This window comes from Dactylosporangium sp. NPDC000555, assembly GCF_040300025.1.
Taxonomy (GTDB): Bacteria; Actinomycetota; Actinomycetes; order Mycobacteriales; family Micromonosporaceae; genus Dactylosporangium.
In genome coordinates this window covers 47,897-74,829 of the sequence record NZ_JBEPDB010000015.1, presented here as the reverse complement: position 1 = coordinate 74,829, position 26,933 = coordinate 47,897, and the positions used below count along the sequence as shown (strand labels likewise).

Genomic DNA, 26,933 nt, shown 5'->3' with positions numbered 1-26,933 from the left:
CAACCCTGCGCGCGTGTCCGGAAGCGGGCCCTGGCGCGCCGCTCCGCCGTGCGGCGGTGACGGCGCCCCCGGCCCGCCGATGTGGCGCGCCCGCACAAGGATTTAGGGGGTTGTCCGTTGACCGCACCGGCCCTCGACCCGAGCTGGGTCGACGAGGTGCTGCTGGCGGATGCCGCCGGCCGTCCCGCCGACCGGCCGGCGCTCGTCTTCGACGCCCCCGTGACCCGCGCGGAGCTGCGTCGCCTCGTCGAGCAGAAGCAGGCGGTGCTGGCCGCGGCCGGCATCGGCCGAAACGGGCCGGGCGACTCCGTGGCGCTGTGCCTGGCCCCTTCGCTGACCTTCGTCGCCAACCTGCTCGCCTGCTGGCGCCTCGGCGCGCGGGCCGCTCTGCTGGATCACCGCCTCACCCCGTTCGAGATCGACGCCGCCCTGCAGCGGCTGGCCCCGCAGGCGGTGGTGTCCGCCAAGCACGCCACCGGCGGGCCGCTGCGCGGGTTCCAGGACGTGCAGGAGAGCGTCGCCGCCTACCCCGGCCGCCCGGCCGACACCCCGCACGCGCTGGTGCAGCTCAGCTCCGGCTCGACCGGCCCGTCGAAGGTCATCGCGCGCACCGCGGCCAACCTTGTCGAGGAGCTGGAGCGGTACGTAGCCATCGGCGCCGGCGTGCCCCAGCCGGGCGAGCGCATCGTCTGCCTGGCCTCGATGGTGCACGTGCTCGGGCTCGTCGGCGGCCTGCTGTACGGGCTGCACGCCGGTGCGCAGCTGGTCGTACCGGCGCGGATGACGGCCGACGGGATCCTCGCCGCCGTCGCGGCCGGACCCGAGCCGACCACACTGCTCGGCGTGCCCTTCCACATCGAGCTGCTCTCCTCCGGGCCGCGGCCGCCGCACCTGCCGCAGCTGACCGGGATGACCACCGGCGGCGAGTTGGTGCGCGCTGAGGTGCATGAGACGTTCACGGACCGTTTCGGCATCCGCCTGGGCAACATGTACGGCATGACCGAGGTCGGGGTCATCGCGACCGACCTCTTCGGCGAGCACCGCCCCGCCCTCACCCCCGCGCCCGGCCTCCGGGTGCGCGAAGAGGACGGCGAGCTGCTGGTGTCGCTGGCCGAGTCGCCGTACCTGGGCCTGGTCGACCCGACCCGCTGGGCCGACGGCTGGCTGCACACCCGCGACGCCGGCACGGTCGACCCCGCCACCGGCCGGTTCCGCATCCAGGGCCGCAACGACTCGCAGGTCTCCGTCGGCGGGCTCAAGGTCGACCTCACCGAGGTCGAGCACACCCTCGCGGCGCTGCCCGGGGTGGCGTCCGCGGTCGTGACGCACGACAAGGCGATCGAGGCCTACGTGATGCTGCGCGACGACACCACCGCTGAGCAGGTACAGGCACTGCTCGCGCAGCGGCTGGCCGCCTTCAAGCGCCCGCGCGTGCTACGCGTCGTCGAGCAGCTGCCTCGCACGGCCACCGGCAAGCTCGTCCGCGACCGCGCCCTGCTGGTCGCGGCGTCCGTGAAGGAAGGGAACGCCCAGATATGAGCGACGAGACCATCACCGAGATCCGCCAGTTCCTACTGGACTCGCTGACCGAGATGAACTACAGCACCGACGACGTCGACGACGACACCGCGCTCGGCCCGGCCGGCGCCGACCTGGAGTCGCTGTCGCTGGCCGAGCTCGCGGTGCGCGTCGAGGACCGCTTCGGGGTGCGCTTCGACGACGACGAGGCCGAGAAGCTCGCCGGCATGACGGTCGGCGAGTTCATCGCCGCCGTCTCCGAGCGCCGGGCCGCCGCGGCGACCGCGGGCAGCTGAGCGTGACCGCTGCACCGTCCCGCGACGAGGTCGTCGCCATGCTGGCCACCTACGGTGACCGGCGGCCCGAGGACGTCGCCGAGGGGATCGACTCGCTGGAGCTGGCGTGGCTGATCCACCAGTTGGAGCAGCACTACGGCACCGCGCTCGACCTGTCCGACGAGGAACTGGCCCGGATGTCCACCGTCGGCGGTGCCGTCGAGGTGCTGGCCGGGCTGAAGGTCGAGACGGGCTCCCGGTGAGGCCGTGATGAACGTGATGACCCGGGCTACCGCGGACGTGCTGATCACCGGCGTCGCCGTGCTCAGCGCGTTCGGCCGGGGCATGGGCGCGCTCGCCGCCGGGCTGGACGCCGGCGCGCCGGCGTTCGCGCCGGTCGGCCGCTTCGACGTGACCGGCCGGCGGGTCGGCGTGGCCGCGACCCTGCCGGGCTCGCCGGACCTCGCCACCGAGCTGGCCGCGCTCGTCGACGAGGCGTGCGACGAGGCGAAGCTGAGCACGGCCGAGCGGGCCGCCACGCCGCTGTTCCTGGCGGTGCACGGCGACCCGCGGCTGGCCCGCTCGGCTCCCGCGGACCGGCCCCGCCACGGCGGCGCCGCGTTCGTGGCCGCTCTCGCCGCGGGTGCCGGGCTCGGCGCGCCCCGCGCGTACACCTCCGCCTGCGTCGCGGCGAGCACCGCGATCGCCGACGCGGCCGGGATCATCACCCGCGGCGAGGCCGCGCGGGTCGTCGTCGCCGGGGGCTACCTCGTCGACGCCGACCAGTTCGCGCTCTTCGACGCCGGCCGTGCGTTCGCCGCCGACGGGGCGATCCGCCCGTTCAGCGCGCGCCGGCGCGGCCTGTTGCTCGGCGACGGCGCCGGTGCCGTGGTCCTCGAGTCGGCCGCCGCGGCCCGCGACCGCACCGTCGCGCCGCTGGCCACCCTGGCCGGCTGGGGCCGGGCCGGGGACGCCCACCACCCGTGCCAGCCGCACCCGCAGGGTCGCGGGATGGCCCGGGCGATCACCGCGGCGCTGCGCCGCGGCGGGGTCGGTCCGGACGAGGTCGGCTACGTCAACGCGCACGGCTCCGGCACCGCGCAGAGCGACGCGGCGGAGGCCGAGGCGCTGCGCACGGCGCTGGGCGGGCACGCCGCCGCCGTGCCGGTGTCGTCCACGAAGGCCCTGCACGGCCAGGCCCTGGAGGCCTCGGGCGTGCTGGAGCTCGCGGTGACGCTGCACGCGCTGCGCGGCGGGCGGCTGCCGGTCAACGCCGGCTATCTCGCCCCCGACGAGCAGTGCCCGCTCAACCTCGTGCTCGACGGCGCGCGGCCCGCCACACCCGCCTACGCGCTCACGCTGAACGCCGCCTTCGGCGGCGCCAACACCGCGCTGCTGCTGGGCGCAGAGGCATGAACGGGTTAAGGGGGCGCGCAGCGGAGGCGGGCCTGCGGGTGCTCGCCGCCGCGGGATGGCCCGGTCCCGCCGACGCCGAACCGCCGCGGCTGGCCGGCTTCGTCCACTCGAACTTCAACCCGATCGTCGCGGCCGTCGCCGGCCGCTGTCTCGCCGAGCTGCCGGAGAGCGCTCCCCCGGACGGCGATGACGCGGGCACCGCCCTCGTGCTGGTCAGCGACCTCGGCGACGTCGAGAGCGCGGCGCACGTCGCACGGGCCGTCGACACCGGCGCCCGGGTCGGGCCGCTGTTCTTCTTCCAGTCCGTACCCAACGCCGTGCTCGGCCACGTCGCGGCGCGCCACGCGCTGACCGGGCCGGTCGCCTGCGTGTGCGACGCCGCGTCCGGGCTGGACGTGGCCCGCGGGCTGCTCGCCGACGGCGACGCCGGCCGGGTGCTGCTCATCGAACTCGACCACGACGAGACCGGCGAGACCGCGGCCGCGGTGCTCGTCGCGGACGGAGGCGCATCATGAACGCTCACGCGGCGGTCACCGGCATCGGTCTGGTGACGCCGGTCGGGAGTACCGGTGCCGAGGTCTTCGACGCCATGTGCGAGGGCCGTTCCGGGCTGTCCAGCCCGCCGGCGGACCACCCCCTCGCGGGCTCGGTCGACGTGGCCGCGTTCGGCCCGCCGATCGACCCGCTCGAGGTGCTGCCCGGGCCGGACGCGCGCCTCGTCGACCGGTACATCGTGATGGCGCTGCGGGCCGCCGAGATCGCGCTCGCCGACGCCGGGATCGAGGTCGGCCGCGACGTGGACCCGTACCGGGTCGCGGTGATCCTGTCCGGCACCGGCGGCCTCGCCACGCTCGACGCCCAGGCGGTGCAGCGCGACAAGAAGGGCCGGGCCGGCGTCAGCCCCTACCTGCTGCCCGGGATGCTGCCGAACATGGGCGCGGCCCGGGTCGCCATGAAGTACGGCCTGCAGGGCTACAGCTCCTCGGTCGGCACCGCCTGCGCCGCCGGCGCCCAGTCGATCGGCGAGGGGCTGCGGCTGCTGCGCGCCGGCGAGGCCGACGTCGTGGTCTGCGGGTGCAGCGAGGCGCCGCTGTTCCCCACGCTCGCCAACACGTTCGGCAACGCTCGCGCGCTGGCCCGTGGCTGGGCCGACCCGACCGAGGCGAGCCGGCCGTTCGACCGGCGCCGCAACGGCCTGGTGCTCGGCGAGGGCGCCGGCGTGTTCGTCCTGGAGCGGCCCGAGCACGCCGACGCCCGCCGCGCCGCCCGCTACGCCGACTTGCTCGGCTGGGGCGCCACCAACGACGCGCACCACCCGACGACGCCCCGCCCCGACGGCTCCGCCGCCGCCGAGTGCATGCGCCGCGCCGTCGCCGACGCCGGGCTCGACCCGGCCGACATCGGCTACGTCAACGCGCACGGCACCTCGACCAAGCTCGGCGACGTCGCCGAGGCGCTCGCGATCCGCTCCGTGTTCGGGCCCCAGTCGCCGCCGGTCAGCTCCACCAAGGGCGTCACCGGGCACATGCTCGGCGCCTCCGGGGTGGCCGAGGCCGCGGTGACGGTGGAGGCGCTGCGCCGCGGGGTGCTGCCGCCGACGCGCAACCTCGACGAGCCCGACCCGGCCTGCGAACTGGACCACCTGCGCGTGCCCCGGCCCGCGTCGGTGACCCACGCGCTGTCGAACTCCTTCGGCTTCGGTGGCCACAACGTGAGCCTCGTGCTCGGCCCGCCGAGCTCGCCGTGGGCCAAGGCCTGATCCGCCCGAACCACAAACCCCGAAAGGGAAGCAGGCAATGCAGATCCTTGACACGGACCACATCGAGTTGTACGTCGGCGACGCGCGCGTGGTGGCCGAACAGCTGTGCGCGTCGTACGGCTTCCACGTCTACGGGCAGGGCGGCCCGGAGACCGGCCTGACCGGCCAGCGCAGCGTGCTGCTGGGGCAGCGCGACATCCGGATCCTGCTCACCTCCGGCCTCAGCAGCGGGCACCGGGCCAGCCGGTACGTGGCGCAGCACGGCGACGGCATCGCGGTCGTCGCGTTCGGCTGCACCGACGTGGAGACGGCCTTCGCCGAGGCGGTCGCGGCCGGCGCGACCGCGGTCGAGGCGCCGCGGCGCATCGCGCACGGCGGCGCGTCGGTCGTCGTGGCGGAGGTGTCCGGCTTCGGCGACGTGACGCACCGGCTCGTGCAGCGCGACGGCGGCGCGCAGTTCCTGCCGGGCCTGCTCGACACGTCGATGGCGCCGGACGGGCCGGACGCCGGGGACCTGCTGCACACGATCGACCACGCCGCGGTGTGCCTGCCGGCCGGGGAGCTCGACGCGGCCGTCGCCTACTACCAGCGGGCGTTCGGCTTTGCAATGATCTTCCAGGAGTACATCGAGGTCGGCGACCAGGGCATGCAGTCCAAGGTGGTGCAGAGCCCGTCCGGCGGCGTGACGTTCACGCTCATCCAGCCGGACATCAGCCGCCGCGCCGGGCAGATCGACGACTTCCTCGCCTGGCACGAGGGCGCCGGAGTGCAGCACGTCGCCTTCAGCACCCACGACATCGTCGCCGCGGTGCGGGAGCTCAGCGCCCGGGGCGTCGAGTTCGCGCAGACCCCCGGCAGCTACTACGACATGCTCTCGGCCCGCCTCGGCGACGTGGACGTGCCCGTCGACGAGCTGCGGCCGCTCGGCATCCTCGTGGACCGCGACCACTGGGGCCAGATGTACCAGATCTTCGCGAAGTCGACGCACATCCGGCGCACGTACTTCAACGAGCTCATCGACCGCCACGGCGCGCGGACGTTCGGCACGAGCAACATCCCCGCGCTGTACGCGGCGAAGGAGCGAGAGCTGGCGGCGGTGCGCGACATCACTCATTCTGAAGGGACCGCACTGTGAGCATCCCGGTGACCCAGGACTTCGTGCTGTCGGAGCAGGAACTGGCGTTGCTGCCCACCGACGAGGAGGTCGAGGCGTACGCGCGCAACGGGTGGTACCTCACCCGCAAGCTCTTCACCGACGACGAGGTCGACGAGCTGACCGCGGCCAGTGAGCGCTTCTACGCCGGCGAGCGTTCGCGGACCTTACCCGCGCGCCCGGCGCGGCTGGCCTACTGGCAGCCGGAACACGGGCCGGTGCAGCGGCACAACGACTACGTCCACTACGAGAGCGACGACATCGCGCGCATCCTGCGCAAGCCGCTCATCGGCGCGGTCGCGGCCCGGCTGGCGCGGGCGGCGGAGATCCGCGTCTTCCAGTCGACGCTCATCTACAAGCCGCCGATCGCCGGCGAGCCCTCCAACCTCGTGCCCTGGCACTTCGACCGCCACTACTGGCAGACGTGCACGTCCGACGACATGCTCACCGCGTTCATCCCGTTCCACGACTGCGGCGTCGACCTGGGCACCATCACGATGGTCGACGGCAGCAACCGCTGGGCCGAGATCGGCGCCGACGACACGACCACCCGGCACTTCGCCCAGCGCAGCCGGGACGACCTGGAGGTCATGCTCGAGCAGAACGCGGCGCACAACGGGGTCGAGATCAACAAGATCCCGATGCTCATCCCCAAGGGGCACATGAGCTTCCACCACTGCCGCACGTACCACGGCAGCGGCGCCAACGTCAGCGACGGCCCGCGCCGGGCGATCTCGTTCCACCTCCAGCCGGGCACGAACGAGTACCGCCGCTTCGAGCTGTCCACCGGGGACGTCGTGACCTACAACCACGACGTGCTCGTGCGCCGTACGGCCGACGGCCGGCCGGACTACGCGGACCCCGAGTTCTGCCCCGTCGTGTGGCGCGACACCGTTGCGGCGTAAGGGAGACCTGACGTGACACAGGTACGGATGGACGCCGCCGGGCTGTACCGGACGGTCCGCCTGATCCGCCGCTTCGAGGAGCGGGCCATCGAGCTCGTCCGCGACGGCACGATCGTCGGCGGCATCCATCCGTACGTCGGGCAGGAGGCCATCGCGGCCGGCACCTGCGCCGCGCTGCGGCCCGGCGACGTCATCACCAGCACCCACCGCGGCCACGGCCACGTGCTGGCCAAGGGCGCGGACCCGGCCCGCGCGATGGCCGAGCTGGCCGGCCGGGCGACCGGGCTCAACCGCGGCCGCGGCGGCTCGATGCACGCCGCGGACTTCTCGCAGGGCATCCTCGGCGCCAACGCGATTGTCGGCGCCGCCGCGCCGATCGCCACGGGCGCGGCCTGGGCCGCGCGCCGGGCCGGCCTGGACCGCGTCGCCGTCACCTACTTCGGCGACGGCGCGGTCAGCCAGGGCGTGGTGCTCGAGACGTTCAACCTGGCGGCGCTGTGGCGGCTCCCGGTCGTGTTCGTGTGCGAGAACAACGGGTTCGCCACCACCACCCGGGTGTCGGAGGCGGTCGCCGGCACCATCACCGGGCGCGCGCACGCGTTCGGCATTCCCGCGTCCACCGTGGACGGTTCGGACCCGGAGGCGGTACTGCACGAGGCGGCGACCGCCGTCGAGCGCGCCCGGTCCGGCGGCGGGCCGTCGCTGCTGGAGTGCGTCGCGTACCGCTTCGACGCCCACCACACCTGGGAGCACGCGGCCCGGCCGCGCTACCGCACCGACGAGGAGTTGGCGGCCGGCACGGCCCGGGACCCGGTGGAGATCCAGGGCGCGCGGGTCGCACCGGACGAGCGGGCCCGCATCGACGCCGAGGTCGAGTCGACGCTCGACCTGGCGGTCGACTTCGCCCGGCAGAGCCCGCACCCGGACCCGGCCGGTGCGCTCGACCACCTGTACGCGGACGGCCTGCGGGCCAGAGCGGGGGCGTGAGATGACGATCCTGTCGTACCTCAAGGCGCTCAACCGGGCCATCGCCGCGGAGATGGAGCGCGACCCCGCGGTGTGCGTGTTCGGCGAGGACGTGCGCGTCGCGGTCAGCAACGTGACCACCGGACTGCACAAGAAGTTCGGTCCCGAACGGGTTGTGGACATGCCGATCTCAGAGCAGGCGTTCACGAGCTTCGCCACCGGCGCGGCGCTGTGCGGGCAGCGGCCGCTGATCGAGTTCCAGATCCCGGCGCTGCTGTTCCTGGCCTTCGAGCAGATCGCCAACCAGGCGCACAAGTTCTCGCTGATGACCGGCGGGCAGGCCACCGTGCCGGTCACCTACCTGCTGCCCAGCTCCGGCTCCCGGGGCGGCTGGGCCGGCCAGCACTCCGACCACCCGTACAGCCTCTTCGCCCACGTCGGCGTGAAGACCGTCGTGCCGTCGACCCCCGCCGACGCCTACGGGCTGCTGGTCTCCGCGATCCGCGACGACGACCCGGTCGTGGTGTTCGCCCCGGCCGGCGCGGTGGGGGTGCGCGCCGACGTCGACCTCGCCGCGCTCGCCCCGATCCCGCTCGGCGTCGGCCGGGTGCACCGCAGCGGCGACGACGTGACCGTGGTCGCCGTCGGCCACCTCGTCCACGACGCGCTCGCCGTCGCCGAGGAGCTCGCCGGCACCGTCTCCGTAGAGGTCTTCGACCCGCGGACCCTGCACCCCTTCGACTGGGCCGGGCTGGCCGCGTCGCTGGAGCGCACCGGCCGGCTCGTGGTCGTCGACGACTCGAACCGCTCCTGTGGCATCGCCGGGGAGATCCTCGCCTCCGCCGCGGAGGGCATGCGGCTCGTCGCGCCGCCGCGGCGGGTCACCCGCCCGGACGCCGCGGTGCTGCCCTTCGCCCGCGAGCTGGACCTGGCGCTGCAACCCAGCCGCGCCCAGATCCGCGCCGCCGTCGAGGACGTCGCCAAGCTGGGTCAGGAGGGCTGAGATGGGCGTCGCACTGGTCACCGGGGGCGGCGGCGGGATCGGCGCGGCGATCTGCGCGCGGCTCGCCGCGCTCGGGCACGCCGTCGTCGTCGCCGACCTCGACGCCGAGGGCGCCGAGCGGGTCGCGAAGGAGGTCGGCGGCACCGCGGTGCGCGCCGACGTCGCCGACCCGGCGGACAACGCCACCATGGTGGCGCACGCGGTCGCCGCGCACGGGTCGCTGGACATCGTCGTGCGCGGCGCCGGCATTCAGTCCGACGTGCCGCCCGATCCCGGCATCGACCCCGCCCGGTACCGCCGCGCCCTCGGGGTGAACCTCGACGGGGTGGTGTTCGGCGTCGACGCCGCGCTGCCGGCCCTGCCGGCCGGCGGTCAGGTCGTCGTGGTCGCCTCGCTCGCCGCGCTCGGACCGGAACAGGCCAACCCGGTGTACGCGCTGACCAAGGCCGCCGCCGTCGCCTACGTGCGGGCGATGTCGACGTCGCTGACCCCGCGCGGCGTGCGCATCAACGCGCTCTGCCCCGGCTTCACCGACACCCCGTTCCTCGGCATCACCGGCCGCCTGCTGCGCAAGCAGAAGATCCCGATGCTGAGCCCGGACGAGGTCGCCGCCGCCGTCCAGACGGTCGTCACCGGCTCCGGCACCGGCGAGGCCTGGACGCTGGTGCCCGGACGGCCCGCGCAGCGCTACGAGTTTCCGGACCTGCCCGCCGGCCTGCGCGCCGACGGCACCGAGATCGTCTTGAAGCCCTTCATGTCGGCGAAATGAGGAGACAGACCATGGCGTCCACGAACATCCGGGCGGCGCTGGCCGGCGACCCGAGCGTCGGTGCCGGCAACGTGCTGCACAAGCTCATCGAGCACGGCGCGCCGCTGGACGGTCCCGGCATGACGTTCGACACCCCGGTCGACGGCATCCCGGCATGGCAGGGCCTGACGCTCGGCGAGCTCTACACCCGCGCCGCCGCGCGGGCCGCGTGGCTGCACGCCGCCGGCATCCGCCGCCGCGACCCGGTCGCCATCTACGTCACCAACGCCGCGGACTGCTTCCTCAACTGGATGGGCCTGACCTGGCTCGGCGCCATCCCGGCGCTGATGAACCCGAACATCCCGGGCGAGATCGCCGCCGAGTACATCCGCAAGCTGCGCGGGGTCGCCCTGCTCACCGACGCCGAGCACCGCGACCGGCTGGCCGGGCAGGACCTCGACGGCATCGCCGTGCACGACGTGGCCGAGACCGGCTCCGGCGACCCGGCCGCGGCCCCGGTCGCGTTCCGGCACCACCCCGACGACCCGATCGCCATCACCCACTCCTCGGGCACCACCCGCATGCCGACCGCGGTCGTGCACTCGCACGCCAGCCTCTTCCACGCCACCCGGCGGATCCGGCTCAGCGGCCCGCGCGCGCAGGGCACCGAGCGCATCCTCAGCGCGCTGCCCGCGCCGCACGCGGCCGGCATCATGACCATCAACCACGCCCTGAGCAACCGCTCGGAGCTGCTGTTCCTGTCCCAGCAGAACGACGGCGCGGCGGTGCTGGACGCGATCGAGCGGTGGAAGCCCACCGGCGTCTTCGGCTTCGCGGTCACCTGGGCGGAGCTGGCCCGCTTCGACCTCGACGCGCACGAGCTGGACTCGGTGTCGCTGTGGTTCAACACCGGCGACTGCGCGCACGAGCCGCACATCCGGCACCTGGTGAACGCGGGCAGCCGCAACGTGGTCACCCGCGACGGCGTGACCCGGATCAAGGGCTCCAGCTTCGTCGACGGGCTCGGCTCCACCGAGATGGGCCACTCCGCCTTCCACATCACGCACCGCAGCGACACCGAGCGCTACGGCCGCTGCGTCGGCGTCCCGCACGTCTTCGCCGACGTCGCGCTGCTGGACACCGAGACCGGCGAGCAGGTGCCGGTCGGCGCCGTCGGGCACTTCGGCCTCAAGTCGCCGACGCTCGCCCCCGGCTACTGGAACGACCACGGCAACACCTACCGCAACCGGCTCGCCGGCTACTACCTCACGGGCGACCTCATGTACCGCGACGAGGAGGGCTACTACTACCACGTCGACCGGGCCGTGGACTCCGTCGACCTCGGCGGCGGCGAGTGGCTCTACACCGCCATGTCGGAGGAGCGAATCCTGCGGGCGGTGCCCGACGTGCGCGACTGCACGGTCGTGTCGGCGCGCACCGCCGAGGGCAAGGTCGTCACGGACGTGCTGCTGTCCCTGCACGCGGGCTCCGACCCGTCGGTGGACCACACCGAGGAGGTCCGCGGCGCGCTCACCCCGGCCGCCGGGGCGACGCTGCGGCGGGTCGTCGTCTTCTCCGACGACGACATCGTGCTCGGCCCGACGGGCAAGGTGCGCAAGTTCCTCATGCGCCAGCGGCACCTCGCCGCGATGGCGAATGCCTAGCCTCAAGGCGTCGCCCCTCGAGCTCCGGCCGGTCGCGCGCATCCCGGTGCGCTTCGCCGGCGAGGGTGCGGGGCTCGGGGAGCTTTCCTGGGGCCAGCGCGAGATCTGGCTGACGATGCTGCGGCAGCGCTCCTGGCTGCCCATCGGCGGCTGGTCGCGGCTGGCCCCGGGCACCACCCTCGCCGGCGTGGCCGACGAGCTGCGCTGGATCATGACGCGGTACCCGCCGATGCGCACCCGGCTGCGCTTCACCGACGACGGCCGGCCGCTGCAGAGCGTCGCCGACCGCGGCACGATCGGCCTGGACGTGTACGACTGCCCGGACGACGCCGACCCGGAGGCGTTCGTCGTCGCGATCGACGCCCGGGACCGGGCCCGCGCGTACGACTTCGTCGAGGAGTGGCCGGTGCGCATGGGCGTGGTCCGGCACCGCGGCGCGCCGACGCACCTGTCCACGGTGATGACCCACCTGGTCACCGACGGGCTGGGCGGGCGGATCTTCCTGGCCGAGATCGCCGACCGGGGCGCCGCGGCGGCGGACCCCGGCACGCCGCCGCTGGAGCAGGCCCGCTGGCAGGGCGGCCCGGACGGGCTGCGGCAGAGCGCGTCCGCGCTGCGGCACTGGGAGCGGACCCTGCGCCGGCTGCCGGCGGCCCGACCGTCGTCCGATGTGGACGGTCCGCGGTTCTACCGGGGCGAGCTGGTGTCCCGGGCGCTGCCGGCGGCCCTGCACGTGCTGTCCGAGCGCGCCGACGCGGACTCCTCGCAGGTGCTCATGACGCTGCTCGCCCTGGCGGCCTGCGCCGGCGACGGGGACGCGGTGCTGCGGCCCATGGTGAGCAACCGGTTCCGGCTCGGGTTCGCCACGGTGGTGGCGATGGTCGCCCAGCGCGGGATCTGCGCGGTGGACGTGGCCGGGGAGCCGTTCGCCGAGGCCCTGCGGCGGGTCGGCGCGAGCGCGATGGCCGCCTACAAGTACGCGTACCTCGACCCGGACGCGGTGGCCGGGCTCTTCGCGCGCGCGGGTGTCGACCCGGATGCCGGCGTGTGGTTCAATGACCGCCGCGTCGGCACTCGGCAGGGCTTCGCCGGGCCGCTGCCCACGGCCGGCGAGCTGCGCGCCGCGCCGCCGGGAGTCTTCCGCTGGACGGTGGCGCAGGACGACCCGTTCGACCCGCTCAGCGTCGACGTGGACGACGTGCCGGAGGGGTTTCTGCTGACCGTCTTCACCGACGCGGGCCGGCTCGCCCCGCCGGGCGCCGAGGCGCTGGCGCGCTCGGTGGAGGCACGTGCGGTACAAGAGGCGATCCGGCTTCTGGAGAGCGAGGACGTATGACCTCAATGGCTGCGGTGGGCACGTTCGTGCCTGCCGACCGGGTGCCGATCGAGTCCTACGCGGACGCGTTCGACCTGAGCCCGATGCAGGTGCGCGTGTTCCGCCGCTACCACAAGATCGGCTCGGCGGCGTGGTCCGAGCAGCCGCTGACCGGCCTGCTGCGCCTGGCGCTCGCCGACCTGGCCCTGACACCGGAACTGGCGGCGCGGGTGCGGTACGTGCTGTACGCGCGAAGCTTCCCGGTGGTCGTGCCGTATCCGCACAACCCGCTGCACGAGGTGCTGGCCGAAGCCGGGCTCGGGCACGCGCAGGCCTTCGCGATCGGGCAGCAGGCGTGCGCGTCCGGGCTGATGGCGATCGACCTGGCCGGGCGGCTGCTCGCCGCGGACGGCGACGACGGCCTCGCCGTGGTGCTTGCCGGGGAGAAGGCGTTCACCGGCGAGACGCGGTTCGTGCCGGAGACCTCGATGTTCGGCGAGGGCGCCGCGGCCTGCCTCGTGTCCGCCACGGGCGGGCGCGACCGACTGCTGTCCTACGTGGCGCGGCTGCGCGGCGAGTTCGACGGCGACCAGGAGGAGGTGGCCTCGGAGTTCCAACGCATCTACCACGACGCGCTCGGCGAGGCGGTCACCGCCGCGGTCGCCGAGGCCGGGATCGCGCTGGAGGACATCGCGGTGATCCTGCCGCACAACGTCAACACCATCGCGTGGCAGCGCACCTGCAAGCGGATCGGCTTCCCGCTCGAACGGGTGCTGCTCGACCACGTCGCCGACTTCGGCCACGTCTTCTGCGCCGACGCGTTCATCAACCACCGGACCGCGATCGAGCGCGGGCTGCTGCGGCCCGGGGACCGCTACGTCATCGCCGCCGCCGGAGCCGGGCGCGGCGCCACGTTCTCCGCCATGGTCTTCGAGCACTGACTCAGCACTGAAATCCGGAGGATCTATCGTGTCCGACACCGTGACCATCGACCCGGCGCTGCGCGAGCACGTCGTGGAGACGATCTGCGCCCTGCTCCCCCGCGTGCTCAAGCGGGAGGTGCCCGACGCTTCCGAGAGCACGACGCTGATGGACGACCTCGGGATGAGCTCGACCACCGGCCTGGAGCTGGTGCTGGAGCTGGAGGACCGCCTGGAGCGGGAGATCAGCGTCGAGGACCTGGGCCGCGACGACTTCGAGACGGTCGGCACCCTCGCCAGCTACGTCGCCGGCAACCTGCTGCCGGAGGAGTGACGGTGCCGGGGGCGCCATGGGGCCTGCGCGGCGCGGTGACGCGGCGGTTCGAGGGGCCGGCCGCGCAGGCCGCCGACGCCGCGCACACCGCGCGGCTGGCGACGTACCTGACCGACCTGCTGGAGCCGTACGGCCTGGGCCCCGCCGGCGGGATGGACGACGGGCAGTCGTACGGCGAGATGGCGGCCGCGCTGCTGCCGGACGAGCCGGTGGACGCGCTGATCCTCGCCTACGACATCCCCGACATCGCGCCCGGGCGGGCGACGGCGACGTATCTCAGCCACCTCTGCCCGGGCGGCCCGATGGCGTTCGCGGTGTCGGACCAGGGCCGCGCCGGTGCGCACACGGCGCTGCGGCTGCTGCACGACTACGCCCGCTCCGGCACGTATCCGCGCGGGCTGCTGGTCGTCGTGGAGCAGGCGTCGCTGCCGTACGACCCGGGCGTGCCGGTGGAGGTGCCGGCCGCGCACTGCGCCGTCGCCGTCCACCTCGGACCGTCCACCCTGCAGGCCGCGGTGCCGCGGATCCTCCCCGGCGTCGAGCTGGAGGACGTCGCCGGGCTGCTGGGCGACGTCGGCCCGGCGACGCTGGTGCTCGGCGGCCACCTTGCCGATCTGGACGCGAAGGCCGACAGGATCGTGCTCGCCGACCCCGCGCAGCCGATGACCGGCGTCTGGGAGGCGCTGGCGTCGCTCGAGGGTCCGGTGGTGCTCGCCGACTACGACCCGGCGCTGCGGTACCTATGCGTCAGTTCGTTCGGTTGACATCCTCCCCTCCCTAACGGGAGGGAGTCCCTGGATCGCCCCAGGGGGTTCCTGCTTCACCGCCGACCGCCCCGTCCGGGAAGACTCCCGTCGAGGTCTTACACCAGCTCCACAGGCAGACACCGCCAGCCCGGCGGCCAGGATGTTGCGCGCCGCGTTCACGTCGCGGTCGTGGGTGGTGCCGCACCGGCACGTCCACTTCCGCACGTGCAGCGGCAGCTGTTCAGCCAGGACTCCGCAGGCCGAGCACAGCCTGGAAGACGGGAACCAGCGGTCGACCGCGATCACCTCACGGCCGTACCAGGTGGCCTTGTACTCCAGCATGGTCCGGAACTGTAGTCAATGGCTGAAAAGCCAAGGAAACCCGGAACCGTTCATTGCCGTGCCTGACCAGGCACATCCCGGCTGGTGCGACCGGTCGCGGTGTACCACCGACCCGGGGAGCCAAATCAGCGGATATCGAGCGCTCGTCGGCGGTGAGCACTGCTCGGCCGAACTCCGGCTCAACCTGCGCGCCGGGAACTGGCCCAGCCCACCGCAAGCGGTGGCGTGGCTGTCGGAGTCTATCGCGCCGTGGCGGTGCTCGACTTACCTGCGGATCACCGTCGATCAGGACACCGAGTTGTCGATGCCGGTCGAGTCGGCAGCGCCAATCTTGGCCGCGTTGTCGGCGCTGGTTGCGACCGCGCTCGACGCCGGGGAGGTGGCCAGTGAGGAGCCGCTTCGACCGGGGGTTGCTGGTCGCGACCGGTGTCGCCGTCGCCGGGCTGGCGGTGGTAGTAGATGTACGACCTCTTGGTGCCGTACGGAGCCGGTTGCATGTGCCACAGCGCAGGTAGGACCGCAGCGTGTAGGTGCGAGCGGTCTCGGGTTGCACATCGGCCGTCGCGCTGGAGCGTGACTTTTCCGGAAGCGGTTGACCGCACTCGCCGTGTTGAAGATTTCCCGGGTTATCAGCGGCTCGTGGGTGGGGCGGCTGGACCAGATCCAGGCGCTGGGCGGGTTCACTCTGCCCTTGACGCCCCGCTTTGGGCGGGGGTCCTTCCTGCGGTTCCAGACTATGTATCCGGTGTGCTTGGGATTGTCGAGCACCTCGCGGACGCTGTCGCCGGTCCAGGCCCCCGATACGCCGTCGGCCCTCGCCGGGGATCTGGTCGGGCGGTGGATATCACTCAGGGTCGAGGTCGAGCCGGTCCGCGATGTCATTGTGGCTGAGCCGTTCGAGGGACCGCCATTGGAAGATCTGCGTGACGGCCCCCGGATCGGGTCGAGAACGAGCCGGTGCTTGAACTTGCCCTCGTGGGCCTTGGCCTTGACCGGGTGCTTGGTCCGGTCCGCGACGTAGCCATAGGTGGCTTGCCGCCCTGATCGGTATGAATCTTGAAGTCACCGCTAGACGCTATGTCATCTATTCGACAGGCACGTGTATAAATGGCGCCGAGTCATGCATGCTCAACGATCGTGCCCGCCCGATCGACGTACAGTCACGCTGGCGCAGCCGGATCAACAGGACAAGGTCGGCAGCCCCGGCTGGTAGGTGTGGTCTCCGAGCAGGTACAGCAGGTACAGCCTGATGTTCGGGCTTTCTGGGGCAAGGCTGGCCAGGACACACAGGACGAGGTGATCGTCCCGCATCCGCTGATCTGCCACGCCATCGACACCGCCGCCGTGTCCGAACTGCTCTACGAGGTGCTGGTCGGGCCGGTCTCCCGCGCCGATCTGGAGGAGGCGTTCACGCCGCTCGGGGGTACGGCCCGGGCCTGGGTCGCTCTCTTCTGCGGGCTACACGACCTTGGCAAGCTATCCCCCGCGTTCCAGGCGCTCCGGGCCGACGTCGCGGGCGCCCATCTGCCCATTGAGGTCTCGGCCGCAATCACGCGACTGGCCGCGAAGCGCACCGGCCGCGACCGTACCGACACACTGCACGGCGTGCTGACGGCGTACCACTTTCTCCGCCTGCTCAAAGCCTGGGGCGCGCCGCGCGACACCGCTCTTGCCATAGCGCAAGCGCTCGGCGGACACCACGGCCGATACTTCTCCTCCGAGGTAATCAGGGCCGCTCGAACGGCCACCTTCGACAGCGGCGGCGAGCGGTGGGAGCCGTGGGTAGAGGAGCTGGTCTGCCGTACGGCGGAGCTGCTGGAACTGCCCGACCCGCGCTCGCTGCCCTGGTCCGACGTACGGATGAGCACCGCCGCCACGGTCGCCCTCGCCGGCCTGACCACGGTCAGCGACTGGATCGCCTCCGGCTCGATCGACAAGAAGACCCACGCCGGAGTCGACGTCGACCTGACCGAGTACGTCAAGCTCTCTCGCGACCGCGCCCGGGAGCAGTTGACCGATCGGCTCGGCTGGACCGCCTGGTCGTCTTCACCGGCCGGCACCGGCTTTGCTCAACTCTTCGGGCAGGAACCCCGGCCGCTCCAGGCTGCGATTGAACAGCTCATCGCGGGCCGAACCGTGTCTGGCATCCTGGTGATCGAGGCGCCGACCGGGGAGGGCAAGACCAAGGCCGCCCTGCAGGCCACTGTGAGCCTGATCCCGCAGCTCGGGCTGGCCGGCTTCTTCCTCGCCATGCCGACCCGGGCCACCAGCAACCAAGCGTTCGAGGTGGTCACGAAGCTACTGAAACAGCTCGGCCGCGGTCTGACCGCGAAGCTGCTGCACGGTACGGCGGCTGAGTACCTCGTCGGCAGGCGGGCGCAGGAGGCACGGGTCGATCCGATCGGTGCGGCGGACGTTGGTGGCGACGAGCCCGGCGGGGTGCAGGACGCACACGTTCGGGAATGGTTCACCTGGCTCCGGGGGCTGCTCGCGCCGCTGGCGGTCGGCACCATCGACCGCATCCTCCAGGCCGGAATCCGCCGGCCCTGGGCGCCCGTACCGCTGGTGGGGCTCTCCAACCGGGTGGTGATCCTGGACGAGGTACACAGCTATGACCTGCACATGTCCACGATTTTGGACCGGGTGCTCGCGTGGCTGGGCTGGCTCGGCGTACCGGTGATCGTCCTCTCGGCGACGCTGCCGGCCACGCGCCGGGCCGAGCTCGTCAAAAGCTGGTATGCGGGCGCCCGCCGCGGCCGTCCCGGCCAGCTTGACCTGGCGTTGCCGCCGCCGGGCTACCCCCGGGCGCTCTGGCTCGACCACCACGGCATCCCGATCGAGGTACACGCCGAAGCCTCCCCCATTAACACCGGCCGCCCAGTCCGGCTCGTCACCGTTTCCGACGAGGACCTGATCGGGTGGGCGCTGGAACAGGCGGCACGTGGCTGGGGTGTGGCGATCATCCACAACCTGGTGAAGCGGGCGGAGCGCACCGCTGCAGCGTTAACCAAAGCGGCGGCGTCACTGCCGAAGGGCCAACAGCCGAAGGTCGTCACACTGACCAGCCACCTCACCGCAGGTGAGCGCGCCCGGGTCGAGGCCGAACTCAGGCAGCTCTTCGGCGAGAACGGCACCCGCGCGCCGAAGGCTGGGTACGTCGTGGTCGGTACCCAGGTACTCGAGCAGAGCCTCGACCTGGACTTCGACGCGATGGCCAGCGACATGGCGCCGGTGGACAGCATTGTGCAGCGGGCCGGCCGTCTGCACCGCTTCCGTCGGGCCGACCCCGACTCACCGTTGACGCTGGCCATGCTCGGGGTGACCGAGAAACGGGCGGGACCGACGTGGACCAAATACACCGTCAACATCTACGCGGACGCGATCCTGCTGCGCACCTGGGCGCTGCTGCGCGACCGTCCCAGGCTCCGGCTGCCGGACGAGGTGCCGGAGCTGATCGATGCGGTCTACACCGAGCCGAACGCGATCGTCTGCCCGCCTGGCTGGGAGAAGCGCTGGGACCGCGCCGCCGAGCAACTACGGCGGACGCGTCGGGCCGACCGGGACCTCGCGACCACCCTCTACCTGCCACCGCCGGAGCCGCGGGCGAAGGTGTTGCGGGAGCTCACCGCGCATGTTCGCAACGTTGGCCAGACCCGCAAGCCGAGCCCGTGGAGCGAACGTCATGGCTGACGAGTACGACCGGCTCCCGTTCGAGGACGCGATCGACATCGTGGTGCTGCGGGCCGCAGGCGGGCACACCGTACCGGTCGCCGGCAGCACACCCATCGACCTGGACAACGGCGCCGAACCGGTAGGTGAGCTGCTTACCGACCTGCTGGCGGCAACCGTCCGCGTCCGCGTCGACGAGGGGACACCTCCGGATGTGCTGGCCGCGCTGCGGAGAATCCCGGTACCGGCCGCGTTCCGCACCTCACCGTGGTTGGACGCCAGCCGGGCGATCGTGGTACGCGACGGCGCCGGCCGCGCCGGCCAGCTGACCGTGCGCTACAGCGTCGACAGCGGCCTACGGTTCGACCAGCCCGAGGCCGATTCCGAGGCGGATCCTGACGCCGATTTCGGTTCCAACTCTGACGATGACGAGAACGGGTGACAGGTGCGCTTCAACCTGCTCGACGAGCCGTGGCTGCCGGTACTCCGCCCCGACGGCACCGTCGACGAGGTCAGTTTGGTGACGCTGGTGCGCGAGGCGCATGAGCTACGCCGGATCGTTGGCGAAACGCCACCGATGACGGCCGCCCTGCACCGAATGGTGCTGGCCTTCCTCTACCGCGCCTACCAGCCGTTGGATGAGGATGCGTGGGCCGAACTCTGGCGGGCCGAAGGCCTTCCCGCCGAGGTGCCAGACGACACCGGCGAGCCGCCCACGGACGCCCGGCTGGCGAAATACCTTGCGCAGTACCGCGACCGCTTCGCGCTCTTCGACGTGGAGCGGCCGTTCTTCCAGTGCCCCGCCGTCGCGGGCGTGTCCCCGTCGAGTGCGGCGAAGCTCGTGCCGTACCGGGCGGCGGGCAATAATGTGACCCTCTTCGACCACACCACCGCCGACGACGAGGTACGGCTCACCCCGGCCGAGGCGGCGCGCTGGCTGGTGACGTTGCAGGCGTACGACCCGGGCGGCATGAAGAGTCCGTACAAGACGGTGAAGTCATCCGAGCAGGCGCCGGGCAACCGGTTCGGGATGGTGCTGGTCGAGGGCGGCAACCTCAAGGAGACGCTGCTGCTCAACCTGATGCGGTACGAGCCGGCGGGCGAGAAACCGCGCCGGACGCGGCGGGACGACCGCCCGGTGTGGGAAACCGACTCACCCGGGCCGGAACCGGACATCCGTGAACCGCTCGGCTGGACGGACCTGCTCACCTGGTCGTCGCGGCGGGTCTGGCTCGTGCCACGCGAGATCGACGGCGAGACGTACGTCGATCAAGTCGTCATCACGCCGGGCGACAAGCTCAACGCCGAGCTGCAAGACAACGAGTGGATGGCCGCGTACCGGCGCTATCCAGTGCAGAAGAAGGGCACCCGGAAGCCGAGCAAGCCGTCGTACGGCCCCTGGTATCCGGTCCGGTTGCGGGTGAACCGCGGCGTGTGGCGACACACCCAGGAGCTGCTCCTGGCACCCTCGGGCGTCGAAGAGGTGCACCAGCAGCGGCCCGGCACGCTGGAGCACGTCTCGGAGATGGTGGCGGCAGAGGAGATCGCCGACGACGCCGTCTACACACTACGAGTCTTCGGGCAGCAGCTCGACTCGAACGCGTCGATCGTGGAGCAGGTGCTGGAAGGGGCGGTCGCCGCGCCGGTCGCTTTGCTGCGGGCGGAGGTGGCCGTGGCCGGGCCGGTGATCGGCCACAGCGTCCAGCTCGCGGACCGGGTCGGCGACGAGCTACTCGCCATGGAACGCGCCTACCGGGCACGACTCGCCGCCTCGCTGACGCCAGATCGCGAGCGCAAGGCGGGGCCGAAGAATCTCGAACTGGCGTACTGGCCACGGCTGGCGCAGCCCTTCGACGGCTTCCTGTGGCAGCTCGCCACGACGCTGCGGGCAAACCGGCGCGACTCGACGGCGGCATCGAAATGGGCTGACGCCGTATGCCGGATCGGTCAGCAGGCGGCGCAGGACTGGGCCGAGTTGCCGCCCCGGCAGGGGCGCCATCTGGAGGCAGCCGCCGAGGGCTACGAGCAGTTCCTAGACCAGCTCCGCCGGTGGGTCGACGCCTATCGCGGGTACATCGCCCGCTACCTCGAATAGGAGATCGGCAGCGTGGAACCAATCAGATCGCTCGACGAGCGACGGTGGGCCTTCGTGCAGCAGCTTTATCGGCTGCACCGGGCCCTCACCTCGGAGAATCCCCAGCTGTCCGGCGAGGCCCGCCGTACGCTGGCCCGGCTGCGGCGCTCCTTCGCCAGCCCGGGTCAGGAGGCCGAGGCGTACGCCATCGTCTTTCCGCACGACCCGCCCCAGCGCGAACAGGAACTGTGGCTGTTGATCGCCGGCCTCTTCGCACTGCACCCACACGGCAACACCGCCAAGGGGCGAACGGTCGGCGGGGCGATGCGGCTGCTCGCCGACGAGCGTGTGTCTGCGCAGCGCCGGTTCACCCAACTGCTCTCCGTCGACCCGCAGCATCTGCCGTACTACCTGCGGCAGATGATTCAGCTCCTGCGCTCCGATGACGTCGCGATCGACTACCACCGGCTGCTGACCGACCTTGTGTTGATCAACTCCAGCCGACAGGCGGCGCACAAGGTCCGGTTGCGTTGGGCACGTGACTATCACCGGCCGCGCGTGCTGCACAGCCGGTCGCCTAGAACCGCCAACGGCGCGGATGCCGCCGAAACGCCGGGCCCAGAGACCCCCACAACCCAGCCGGCCGAGGCACAACCAGGGAGAATCCGATGATCATCGAGCTGCACCTGCTCCAGTCCTTCCCGGTCAGCAACCTCAACCGCGACGATGTCGGGCAGCCCAAGACGGCGACGTTCGGCGGCCACGTACGCGGCCGGATCTCCAGCCAGTCCCTCAAGCGCGCCGCCCGGGTCCTCTTCCAGAAGGACGATCTGCGGCGATACGGCCTCGACCCCGCCGAGATCGGGATCCGCACCAAGCGACTGGTGTCCAGCGCCGCCGGCGTCCTCAAGGGCAATGGCCGGCCCGAGGCCGAGGTTGGGGCCGTCGCCGAGGCGGGCATCCGCGCCCTCGGCTTCGGCCTCGACGAGCGGCGCAAGGAGCAGCGGCTCACCCAGTACCTGCTCTTCGTGGGCAGCCGCGCGGCCGAACTGCTGGCCGACTACTGCGAGCGGGACTGGGACCGGCTTGCCGCCGACGCCGCCGCGCGCGCCAAGCCCGCCGGTCGGAAGAAGACCGACGGAGACGACGGTCCCGGCAAGAAGCAGACCAAGGTCAGGCCGGACAAGCAAACCCTGGACGAGGCGCGGCGGATCTTCGACGCCAGCCGCGTCATCGATGTAGCGCTCTTCGGACGCATGATCGCCGACAACAAGGACTTCAACGTCGACGCGGCCTGCCAGGTGGCCCACGCCATCTCCACCCATGCCGTGGCCAACGAGTACGACTACTACACCGCCGTCGACGACCTCCAGCCGCAGGACCAGGCGGGCGCCGACATGATCGGTACCGTCGACTTCAACGCCGCCTGCTATTACCGGTACGCGAACCTCAACATCGGCCAACTCGCCACAAACCTCAAGGGCGACACTGACCTGGTCTCCCGCGCCACCCAGGCGTGGCTGCACGCCTTCATCGACGCGATCCCGAACGGCAAGCAGAACTCGATGGCCGCGCTGACCCCGCCGGAAACCCTGCTGGCCGTAGTCCGCGACCGTGGCACCTGGAACCTCGCCAACGCCTTCCTTCGGCCCGTCGACGAGGCAGACCTGATGGACGCCTCGACCCGGGAGATGTTCGGCCACTTCGGCCGGCTGCGCCGCTTCTACGGCGACGCCGACCTTCGGACCGTCGCGGCCGCCTCGATCACCGCGGACGTGGACGGCCTCCCCGAGCAGGAGGTGGTCACCACCCGGCACGAGCTGGTGTCCCGCGTCCTGGCCGCGACGAAGGCGTAACGGTGTCGGTACAGACGCTCGCGCTTTGCCTCGACGCACCGATGCAGTCCTGGGGCGTACGTTCCCGCGGCAACATCCGCGACACCGGCCGGGAACCGAGCAAGTCGGGCGTGGTTGGGCTGCTCGGCGCGGCGCTGGGCGTCGCACGCGACGACACTGCCCGGATCGCCGAGCTGGCCGGGCTGCGGATGGGTGTACGTGTCGACCGGGAAGGCATTCTCGAACGCGACTACCACACCGTGCAGAACGTGCCGATCACCACCGGCGGCAAGCACCGCACCGCTGTCAGCCACCGTTACTACCTCGCCGACGCGCTCTTTCTCGTCGTTCTCGAATGCGAAGACGAGGCGCTGCTCGGCCGGATAGACGAGAGCCTGCGCAGGCCGGTCTGGCCACTCTTCTTCGGGCGGCGCGCGTTCGTACCGGCCCGGGCGCTGGTCGACTCCGGGCAGCCCGGCGAGCCGCGCAGCGGGCTCGGGCTGTCGGATCGGCCGCTCGATTCGCTGCTGGCCGAGCATCCCTGGCTCGAAGACCGCGGCGAGGTACGCGACACCCAGCTCAAGCTGCCTGCGGGCGACCGCGACCCGCTGCGAACGGTGGTTGACTGCCATCCCACCGACCCGGCGGCCGAAGTCCGTCCCGATGTGCCCCTCTCGTTCAACCGGGCGGACCGTCGGTTCGCCACCCGCACGGTACGGACGGGCCACGTGCCCCTCACCGACGGGCTGATCCGGACAGTCGAGGAGATCCCGTGTACCTGAGCAAGCTGCTGATCAACGTCTACTCGCGGGAGTTTCGGCGCGACTACGCCGACATCCGGCAGATGCACCGGACGGTGATGTCCGGCTACCCCAACCTCCCCAACGACACCCCCGCCCGGCAGTCCCAGGCCGTCCTCTGGCGGCTCGACAGCATGCACCGCGGCTTCGTCCAGTATGTTCAGAGCCTCGGCAAGCCCGACTGGGGCCGGCTACCGGGGGACTATCTTGCCGAGCCCGCGCAGGTCCGCAGCCTGCAACCGGTCCTCGACGCGATCGCACCCGGACGCCGGTTCGCCTTCCGGCTGGTCGGCAATCCGGTCCGTACCATCGCCTACCCGACCGGCCGGGCACCGGTCGAACCGGGCAAACGGACCCACGGCATCAAGGTCGCCCTCCGCGACCCGCAAGAACAGCTCGAATGGCTGATCCGCAAGGGCGAGCAACACGGCTTCGTCATCCCCACCGCCGCCAGTGGCCGGCCCGACGCCGCCCCGTCGCCGCGCATGACCCTGACCGGTCAGAAGCGAGACGGAGACCAAGGACCCATCACCATCGAGCCCGTACGGTTCGAGGGCCACCTGATCGTCACCGACGCTGCAACGTTCACGGATGCCCTGCATACCGGAATCGGCCGGGCCAAGGCGTACGGCTGCGGCCTGATCAGCCTTGCCTCGCCGCAACGATCCTGAAGACCCGTCATGTCAATCCCGGCTTCAGCTCCGCGATCCGTGCCAGAGCCTGCTCCAACCCGGCAGCCAGCTCCGCGTTGCGCGCCATCAGGTCGTCATACGACGGCAGCGACGACTCGGCGGACACGACCCGTCAACCTACCAGCGTCCACAACGGACACTGAAGTCGGCTGACCACCTATCCAGTCACGGCGGCTTGAGCCTCCTGTGCTCGGACCGCTGTTGACCGTTCATAATCAATGGGTGAGAGTCCACCGCAGACCGAATGCCGGCGTCGGTGGTTGTGAGGTCGGTGCTCCAAGTGACGTTCTTGATCCCGGCCTCGGCTCAGGTGCGGAACTGCCGGCGGTGCACGTGCTCAACCTTGAGGGTGGAGAGGGTGGCCTCGGCCACGGCGTGGTCAAGACACGACCCGACCCGGCCCATCGACCGAAGCACCTTCCACCGGGCACACACGGCGTCGATGTCGGCCGAGGTGTACTCCCCCGGGTCGCTGTGAAAGATCACGCCGACGACGTGACCGCCACGAGTTGACTGCGGCCATGTTCAACCCACGTCACGAGGGACCCGAGCAATCGACTTGCGGTTCCCCGCGCACGCGGGGGTGGTCCTGGTGGCGGCGTTGTTGTCGCCCCACCGCGCCCCTTTTCCCCGCGCACGCGGGGGTGGTCCCCGGCGGCCGGCTGCGCTCCAGGTCCACATAGCTGTTCCCCGCGCACGCGGGGGTGGTCCCGAGCACGGCATCCATCTCGAGATGTGCCGCAACTTTTCCCCGCGCACGCGGGGGTGGTCCTGTTTTCGCGAGGGCGTCGTTCACATGGCCAAGACTTTTCCCCGCGCACGCGGGGGTGATCCCTGCCAGCACTGGGCTGCCGGCCCGAAATGCCCCTCTTCCCCGCGCACGCGGGGGTGGTCCCGCGGCGCCGACCAGCGCGGCATAGCCGCCGCAGCTTTTCCCCGCGCACGCGGGGATGGTCCCGTCCCCGCCTAGATCGGCGTGATATCCGACTCCTGTTCCCCGCGCACGCGGGGGTGGTCCTGCGTAGAACGCGGGCGAGGTCGACGACGCCGCGTCCCGACGTGAAGCGCCTTGTTGACCGCCTCCTCGATCAGGCGCTCAATGTGGTCGGCAGATAGGAGCTCAGCGAGCCGGATCGAGAGGTTGTTCACGGATGTGGCGAGGTTGGGCAGGAAGGCGTCGGGTCGGGCCTCGGCGAGCTGGCGGCGGATCGTGACGGCTTCCTCGCTGGCGGCTAGGGCCTGCTCCTGTTGGCCCAGGTCCCCGAGCCGAACGGAGAGGCTAATTCAGCGACGTGGCGAGATCGGACAGGAAGACCTCGATCTCGTAGGGCTTCCGCACGAACGTGTCGTGAGGGTGACGGATGACGGATGACGACAGGCTCTCGGAGCGCAGTAGCTCGACACTACGGCGCACGGCGCTTCGGTTGAGACCGGTCTCCTGCTCCAGGGTCTTCTCGCTGGGCAGGCTGGGCTCCTGCGCCAACTCGCCGCTGGCGATGCATGCGCGAAGGGCGTCTGCGAGTTGCAGGTATCTCGCCCGGTCGCCGTCCGGGTCGATCACGCCGTTGACGCTGGCAAGACCGCCGCGCGGGCCGCGAACAACGCCGCCAACGCCGACGAGTCCGGCGTGAAACGCTGCTCGCCGAGGCGACGGCCGCCACCATGCAGGCCGACGCGATCACCGTTCCCGCCGCTGCTGAGGCCGTTGCGACGCATCTCCAGTCCAGCAAAGTGATGGAGAACAGCGAGTCAGTCAGCAGCTGATCAGTCCCTCACTGCGGCATCACCTCTTCACCAGAAACGGTCGGGACTGTTCGGGCGTACGCCGGGGTACAGGCAACCGCTGAACGAACAGGGGCACGTACTCGTAACCCCCGGATGTCCGTTCAGGGCACCGGGGGTTCGAGCTACGGCGGGCACCCGCGGGTCGTGGGCAGTCAGGCCAGCTTGGCCAGCACTCCCTGAAGAGCCGTGGCTGTGGTTTGGGGCAGGTGCATCTCGCGGAGCGGTTCGCGCAGGTGCCACGGCTTGTCGGCCGTTCTGCGCTCCAGTTGTGCGATCTCGATGGACTCGTTGGTGCCGTCCCAGTCGGCCACCTTGTAGACGTACAGCTGAACCCCTGGGCCATCGGTCGCGAGCACGAACGGCTCTGACCGGTGGTACCCATCTGCTCTGGGTCCGTAGGCCGTGCACGCTGCACGGTCGCACCAGTCCGGGTGGTATTCCTCGACCATGTGTCCTCCTGCGAGCTGCGGTGTTGGAGGGACATGGCGGCCAGACCCGAGCCACCAACCGCCACACCCGATGCTCGACCGTAGCCAACTGTTATATGGTAGTCCATAGTCTGCCATGACGGATCGCAGAAGACCCGGATCTTTTACCTTCGAAGGATGATTGATCCCGAGGGACCCGACCCGCTGTACATGCAGCTGGTGGCGGTTCTCCGTGAGCGGATCGAGAAGGGCGTGTACCCGCCCAACCGGCCTGTCCCGAGCATCACGTCGCTTCAGCAGGAGTTCGGCCTGGCGCGAGGGACTATCATCCACGCCATCGAGGTCCTACGGGAAGAAGGCACCGTCCGTACGGTCCAGGGTCGAGGCACCTTCGTCGCGCCGAAAGAGGCGTAGCCCGAGCTGCACACCGAGTGACGACACCCGGTTACACAACACCGTCGGGTCGACTGTCCTTGCTGACGCCGGAACGGCCAGGCCGAGCAGCTGAGCCAGAGCGTTGATGATGTCGGGCTCGGTCCTCGGGCTTCGTGCTGACCAGTCCGCCTTGGCGGCGAATCAGTTTTCC

General features: G+C 71.5%; 29 protein-coding genes and 1 CRISPR repeat array. Of the genes, 24 read left to right on the top strand and 5 right to left on the bottom strand.

What is annotated here, in order from left to right; all coding sequences use genetic code 11:
- Positions 1-117: 117 nt before the first annotated feature.
- Genes ABT297_RS12825 through ABT297_RS12750 form a run of 16 tightly spaced genes read left to right on the top strand, consistent with a single transcriptional unit; the run spans position 118 to position 14,740 of the window.
- Positions 118-1,539 (top strand): class I adenylate-forming enzyme family protein, encoded by a 1,422-nt coding sequence (locus ABT297_RS12825; RefSeq protein WP_502885560.1) that lies wholly within the window; start codon positions 118-120, stop codon positions 1,537-1,539.
- A complete protein-coding gene (locus ABT297_RS12820) occupies positions 1,536-1,814 on the top strand; it encodes an acyl carrier protein (RefSeq protein ID WP_350548213.1) in 279 nt (92 codons plus the stop codon). The genes ABT297_RS12825 and ABT297_RS12820 overlap by 4 nt, the downstream gene beginning before the upstream one ends.
- A 38-nt stretch (positions 1,815-1,852) precedes the next feature.
- Entirely contained in the window at positions 1,853-2,056 is a 204-nt protein-coding gene (locus tag ABT297_RS12815) for a phosphopantetheine-binding protein (RefSeq protein ID WP_350548309.1), read from the top strand.
- Between the two features lie 16 nt (positions 2,057-2,072).
- Positions 2,073-3,209, top strand: a complete 1,137-nt coding sequence (locus tag ABT297_RS12810; protein WP_350548211.1) for a beta-ketoacyl-[acyl-carrier-protein] synthase family protein — start codon at positions 2,073-2,075, stop codon at positions 3,207-3,209.
- On the top strand, positions 3,206-3,724 hold the full coding sequence (locus ABT297_RS12805) for a hypothetical protein (RefSeq protein ID WP_350548209.1): 519 nt from the start codon (positions 3,206-3,208) through the stop codon (positions 3,722-3,724). Before ABT297_RS12810 ends, ABT297_RS12805 begins: the two co-directional genes overlap by 4 nt.
- Positions 3,721-4,968 (top strand): beta-ketoacyl-[acyl-carrier-protein] synthase family protein, encoded by a 1,248-nt coding sequence (locus ABT297_RS12800; RefSeq protein WP_350548207.1) that lies wholly within the window; start codon positions 3,721-3,723, stop codon positions 4,966-4,968. The genes ABT297_RS12805 and ABT297_RS12800 overlap by 4 nt, the downstream gene beginning before the upstream one ends.
- Positions 4,969-5,005: 37 nt before the next feature.
- Positions 5,006-6,103 carry a 4-hydroxyphenylpyruvate dioxygenase gene (gene hppD, locus ABT297_RS12795; RefSeq protein WP_350548205.1) on the top strand — a complete coding sequence of 366 codons (1,098 nt, stop codon included), beginning with the start codon at positions 5,006-5,008 and terminating at the stop codon, positions 6,101-6,103.
- A 2-nt stretch (positions 6,104-6,105) separates the two neighbouring features.
- Positions 6,106-7,026, top strand: a complete 921-nt coding sequence (locus tag ABT297_RS12790) for a phytanoyl-CoA dioxygenase family protein (RefSeq protein ID WP_350548307.1) — start codon at positions 6,106-6,108, stop codon at positions 7,024-7,026.
- Positions 7,027-7,053: 27 nt separating this feature from the next.
- Positions 7,054-8,013, top strand: a complete 960-nt coding sequence (locus tag ABT297_RS12785; RefSeq protein ID WP_350548305.1) for a thiamine pyrophosphate-dependent dehydrogenase E1 component subunit alpha — start codon at positions 7,054-7,056, stop codon at positions 8,011-8,013.
- A gap of 1 nt (position 8,014) precedes the next feature.
- A complete protein-coding gene (locus ABT297_RS12780; RefSeq protein ID WP_350548203.1) occupies positions 8,015-8,995 on the top strand; it encodes an alpha-ketoacid dehydrogenase subunit beta in 981 nt (326 codons plus the stop codon).
- Between the two features lies 1 nt (position 8,996).
- Positions 8,997-9,764 carry an SDR family NAD(P)-dependent oxidoreductase gene (locus ABT297_RS12775; protein WP_350548201.1) on the top strand — a complete coding sequence of 256 codons (768 nt, stop codon included), beginning with the start codon at positions 8,997-8,999 and terminating at the stop codon, positions 9,762-9,764.
- A gap of 11 nt (positions 9,765-9,775) precedes the next feature.
- Positions 9,776-11,407 (top strand): class I adenylate-forming enzyme family protein, encoded by a 1,632-nt coding sequence (locus ABT297_RS12770; protein WP_350548199.1) that lies wholly within the window; start codon positions 9,776-9,778, stop codon positions 11,405-11,407.
- Positions 11,400-12,743: a condensation domain-containing protein gene (locus ABT297_RS12765; RefSeq protein ID WP_350548197.1), complete on the top strand. Its 1,344-nt coding sequence runs from the start codon at positions 11,400-11,402 to the stop codon at positions 12,741-12,743. The genes ABT297_RS12770 and ABT297_RS12765 overlap by 8 nt, the downstream gene beginning before the upstream one ends.
- On the top strand, positions 12,740-13,663 hold the full coding sequence (locus ABT297_RS12760) for a 3-oxoacyl-[acyl-carrier-protein] synthase III C-terminal domain-containing protein (protein WP_350548195.1): 924 nt from the start codon (positions 12,740-12,742) through the stop codon (positions 13,661-13,663). Before ABT297_RS12765 ends, ABT297_RS12760 begins: the two co-directional genes overlap by 4 nt.
- A gap of 28 nt (positions 13,664-13,691) precedes the next feature.
- Entirely contained in the window at positions 13,692-13,976 is a 285-nt protein-coding gene (locus ABT297_RS12755) for an acyl carrier protein (RefSeq protein WP_350548193.1), read from the top strand.
- A gap of 2 nt (positions 13,977-13,978) precedes the next feature.
- Positions 13,979-14,740 carry a 2-hydroxy-acid oxidase gene (locus tag ABT297_RS12750; RefSeq protein WP_350548191.1) on the top strand — a complete coding sequence of 254 codons (762 nt, stop codon included), beginning with the start codon at positions 13,979-13,981 and terminating at the stop codon, positions 14,738-14,740.
- Here the strand turns inward: ABT297_RS12750 and ABT297_RS12745 are convergent.
- Entirely contained in the window at positions 14,717-15,064 is a 348-nt protein-coding gene (locus ABT297_RS12745) for a zinc ribbon domain-containing protein (protein WP_350548189.1), read from the bottom strand. The two genes, ABT297_RS12750 and ABT297_RS12745, sit on opposite strands and share 24 nt — an antisense overlap.
- A gap of 285 nt (positions 15,065-15,349) precedes the next feature.
- Positions 15,350-15,946, bottom strand: a complete 597-nt coding sequence (locus ABT297_RS12740) for a recombinase family protein (RefSeq protein WP_350548187.1) — start codon at positions 15,944-15,946, stop codon at positions 15,350-15,352.
- 225 nt (positions 15,947-16,171) lie between these two features.
- On the opposite strand from ABT297_RS12740, the gene cas3 reads away from it, so the two are divergent.
- Genes cas3 through cas6e form a run of 7 tightly spaced genes read left to right on the top strand, consistent with a single transcriptional unit; the run spans position 16,172 to position 24,113 of the window.
- Complete coding sequence (gene cas3 / locus ABT297_RS12735) at positions 16,172-18,754, top strand: CRISPR-associated helicase Cas3' (RefSeq protein WP_350548186.1); 2,583 nt, start codon at positions 16,172-16,174, stop codon at positions 18,752-18,754.
- Positions 18,747-19,175, top strand: coding sequence for a hypothetical protein (locus ABT297_RS12730; protein WP_350548185.1), 429 nt, complete (start codon positions 18,747-18,749; stop codon positions 19,173-19,175). The genes cas3 and ABT297_RS12730 overlap by 8 nt, the downstream gene beginning before the upstream one ends.
- 3 nt (positions 19,176-19,178) lie before the next feature.
- Positions 19,179-20,828, top strand: a complete 1,650-nt coding sequence (casA, locus tag ABT297_RS12725) for a type I-E CRISPR-associated protein Cse1/CasA (protein ID WP_350548183.1) — start codon at positions 19,179-19,181, stop codon at positions 20,826-20,828.
- 12 nt (positions 20,829-20,840) lie between these two features.
- Complete coding sequence (gene casB / locus ABT297_RS12720; RefSeq protein WP_350548181.1) at positions 20,841-21,479, top strand: type I-E CRISPR-associated protein Cse2/CasB; 639 nt, start codon at positions 20,841-20,843, stop codon at positions 21,477-21,479.
- Positions 21,476-22,663: a type I-E CRISPR-associated protein Cas7/Cse4/CasC gene (gene cas7e / locus ABT297_RS12715; RefSeq protein WP_350548179.1), complete on the top strand. Its 1,188-nt coding sequence runs from the start codon at positions 21,476-21,478 to the stop codon at positions 22,661-22,663. Before casB ends, cas7e begins: the two co-directional genes overlap by 4 nt.
- A gap of 2 nt (positions 22,664-22,665) precedes the next feature.
- Positions 22,666-23,424 (top strand): type I-E CRISPR-associated protein Cas5/CasD, encoded by a 759-nt coding sequence (gene cas5e / locus ABT297_RS12710; protein ID WP_350548177.1) that lies wholly within the window; start codon positions 22,666-22,668, stop codon positions 23,422-23,424.
- Positions 23,415-24,113 (top strand): type I-E CRISPR-associated protein Cas6/Cse3/CasE, encoded by a 699-nt coding sequence (gene cas6e, locus ABT297_RS12705; protein WP_350548175.1) that lies wholly within the window; start codon positions 23,415-23,417, stop codon positions 24,111-24,113. Before cas5e ends, cas6e begins: the two co-directional genes overlap by 10 nt.
- Positions 24,114-24,440: 327 nt before the next feature.
- Here cas6e and ABT297_RS12700 read toward each other — a convergent pair whose 3' ends face one another.
- The 3 genes from ABT297_RS12700 to ABT297_RS12690 all read right to left on the bottom strand — a co-directional run bounded on the left by ABT297_RS12700 (position 24,441) and on the right by ABT297_RS12690 (position 26,368).
- Positions 24,441-24,620 carry a hypothetical protein gene (locus ABT297_RS12700; protein WP_350548173.1) on the bottom strand — a complete coding sequence of 60 codons (180 nt, stop codon included), beginning with the start codon at positions 24,618-24,620 and terminating at the stop codon, positions 24,441-24,443.
- Positions 24,621-24,699: 79 nt separating this feature from the next.
- Positions 24,700-25,152: a CRISPR direct-repeat array (repeat unit 25 nt; unit sequence TTCCCCGCGCACGCGGGGGTGGTCC).
- 261 nt (positions 25,153-25,413) lie between these two features.
- Entirely contained in the window at positions 25,414-25,695 is a 282-nt protein-coding gene (locus ABT297_RS12695; RefSeq protein ID WP_350548171.1) for a GntR family transcriptional regulator, read from the bottom strand.
- Positions 25,696-26,071: 376 nt separating this feature from the next.
- A complete protein-coding gene (locus tag ABT297_RS12690; RefSeq protein WP_350548169.1) occupies positions 26,072-26,368 on the bottom strand; it encodes a hypothetical protein in 297 nt (98 codons plus the stop codon).
- Positions 26,369-26,524: 156 nt separating this feature from the next.
- On the opposite strand from ABT297_RS12690, the gene ABT297_RS12685 reads away from it, so the two are divergent.
- Positions 26,525-26,761, top strand: coding sequence for a GntR family transcriptional regulator (locus ABT297_RS12685; RefSeq protein ID WP_350548167.1), 237 nt, complete (start codon positions 26,525-26,527; stop codon positions 26,759-26,761).
- Positions 26,762-26,933 lie beyond the last annotated feature (172 nt).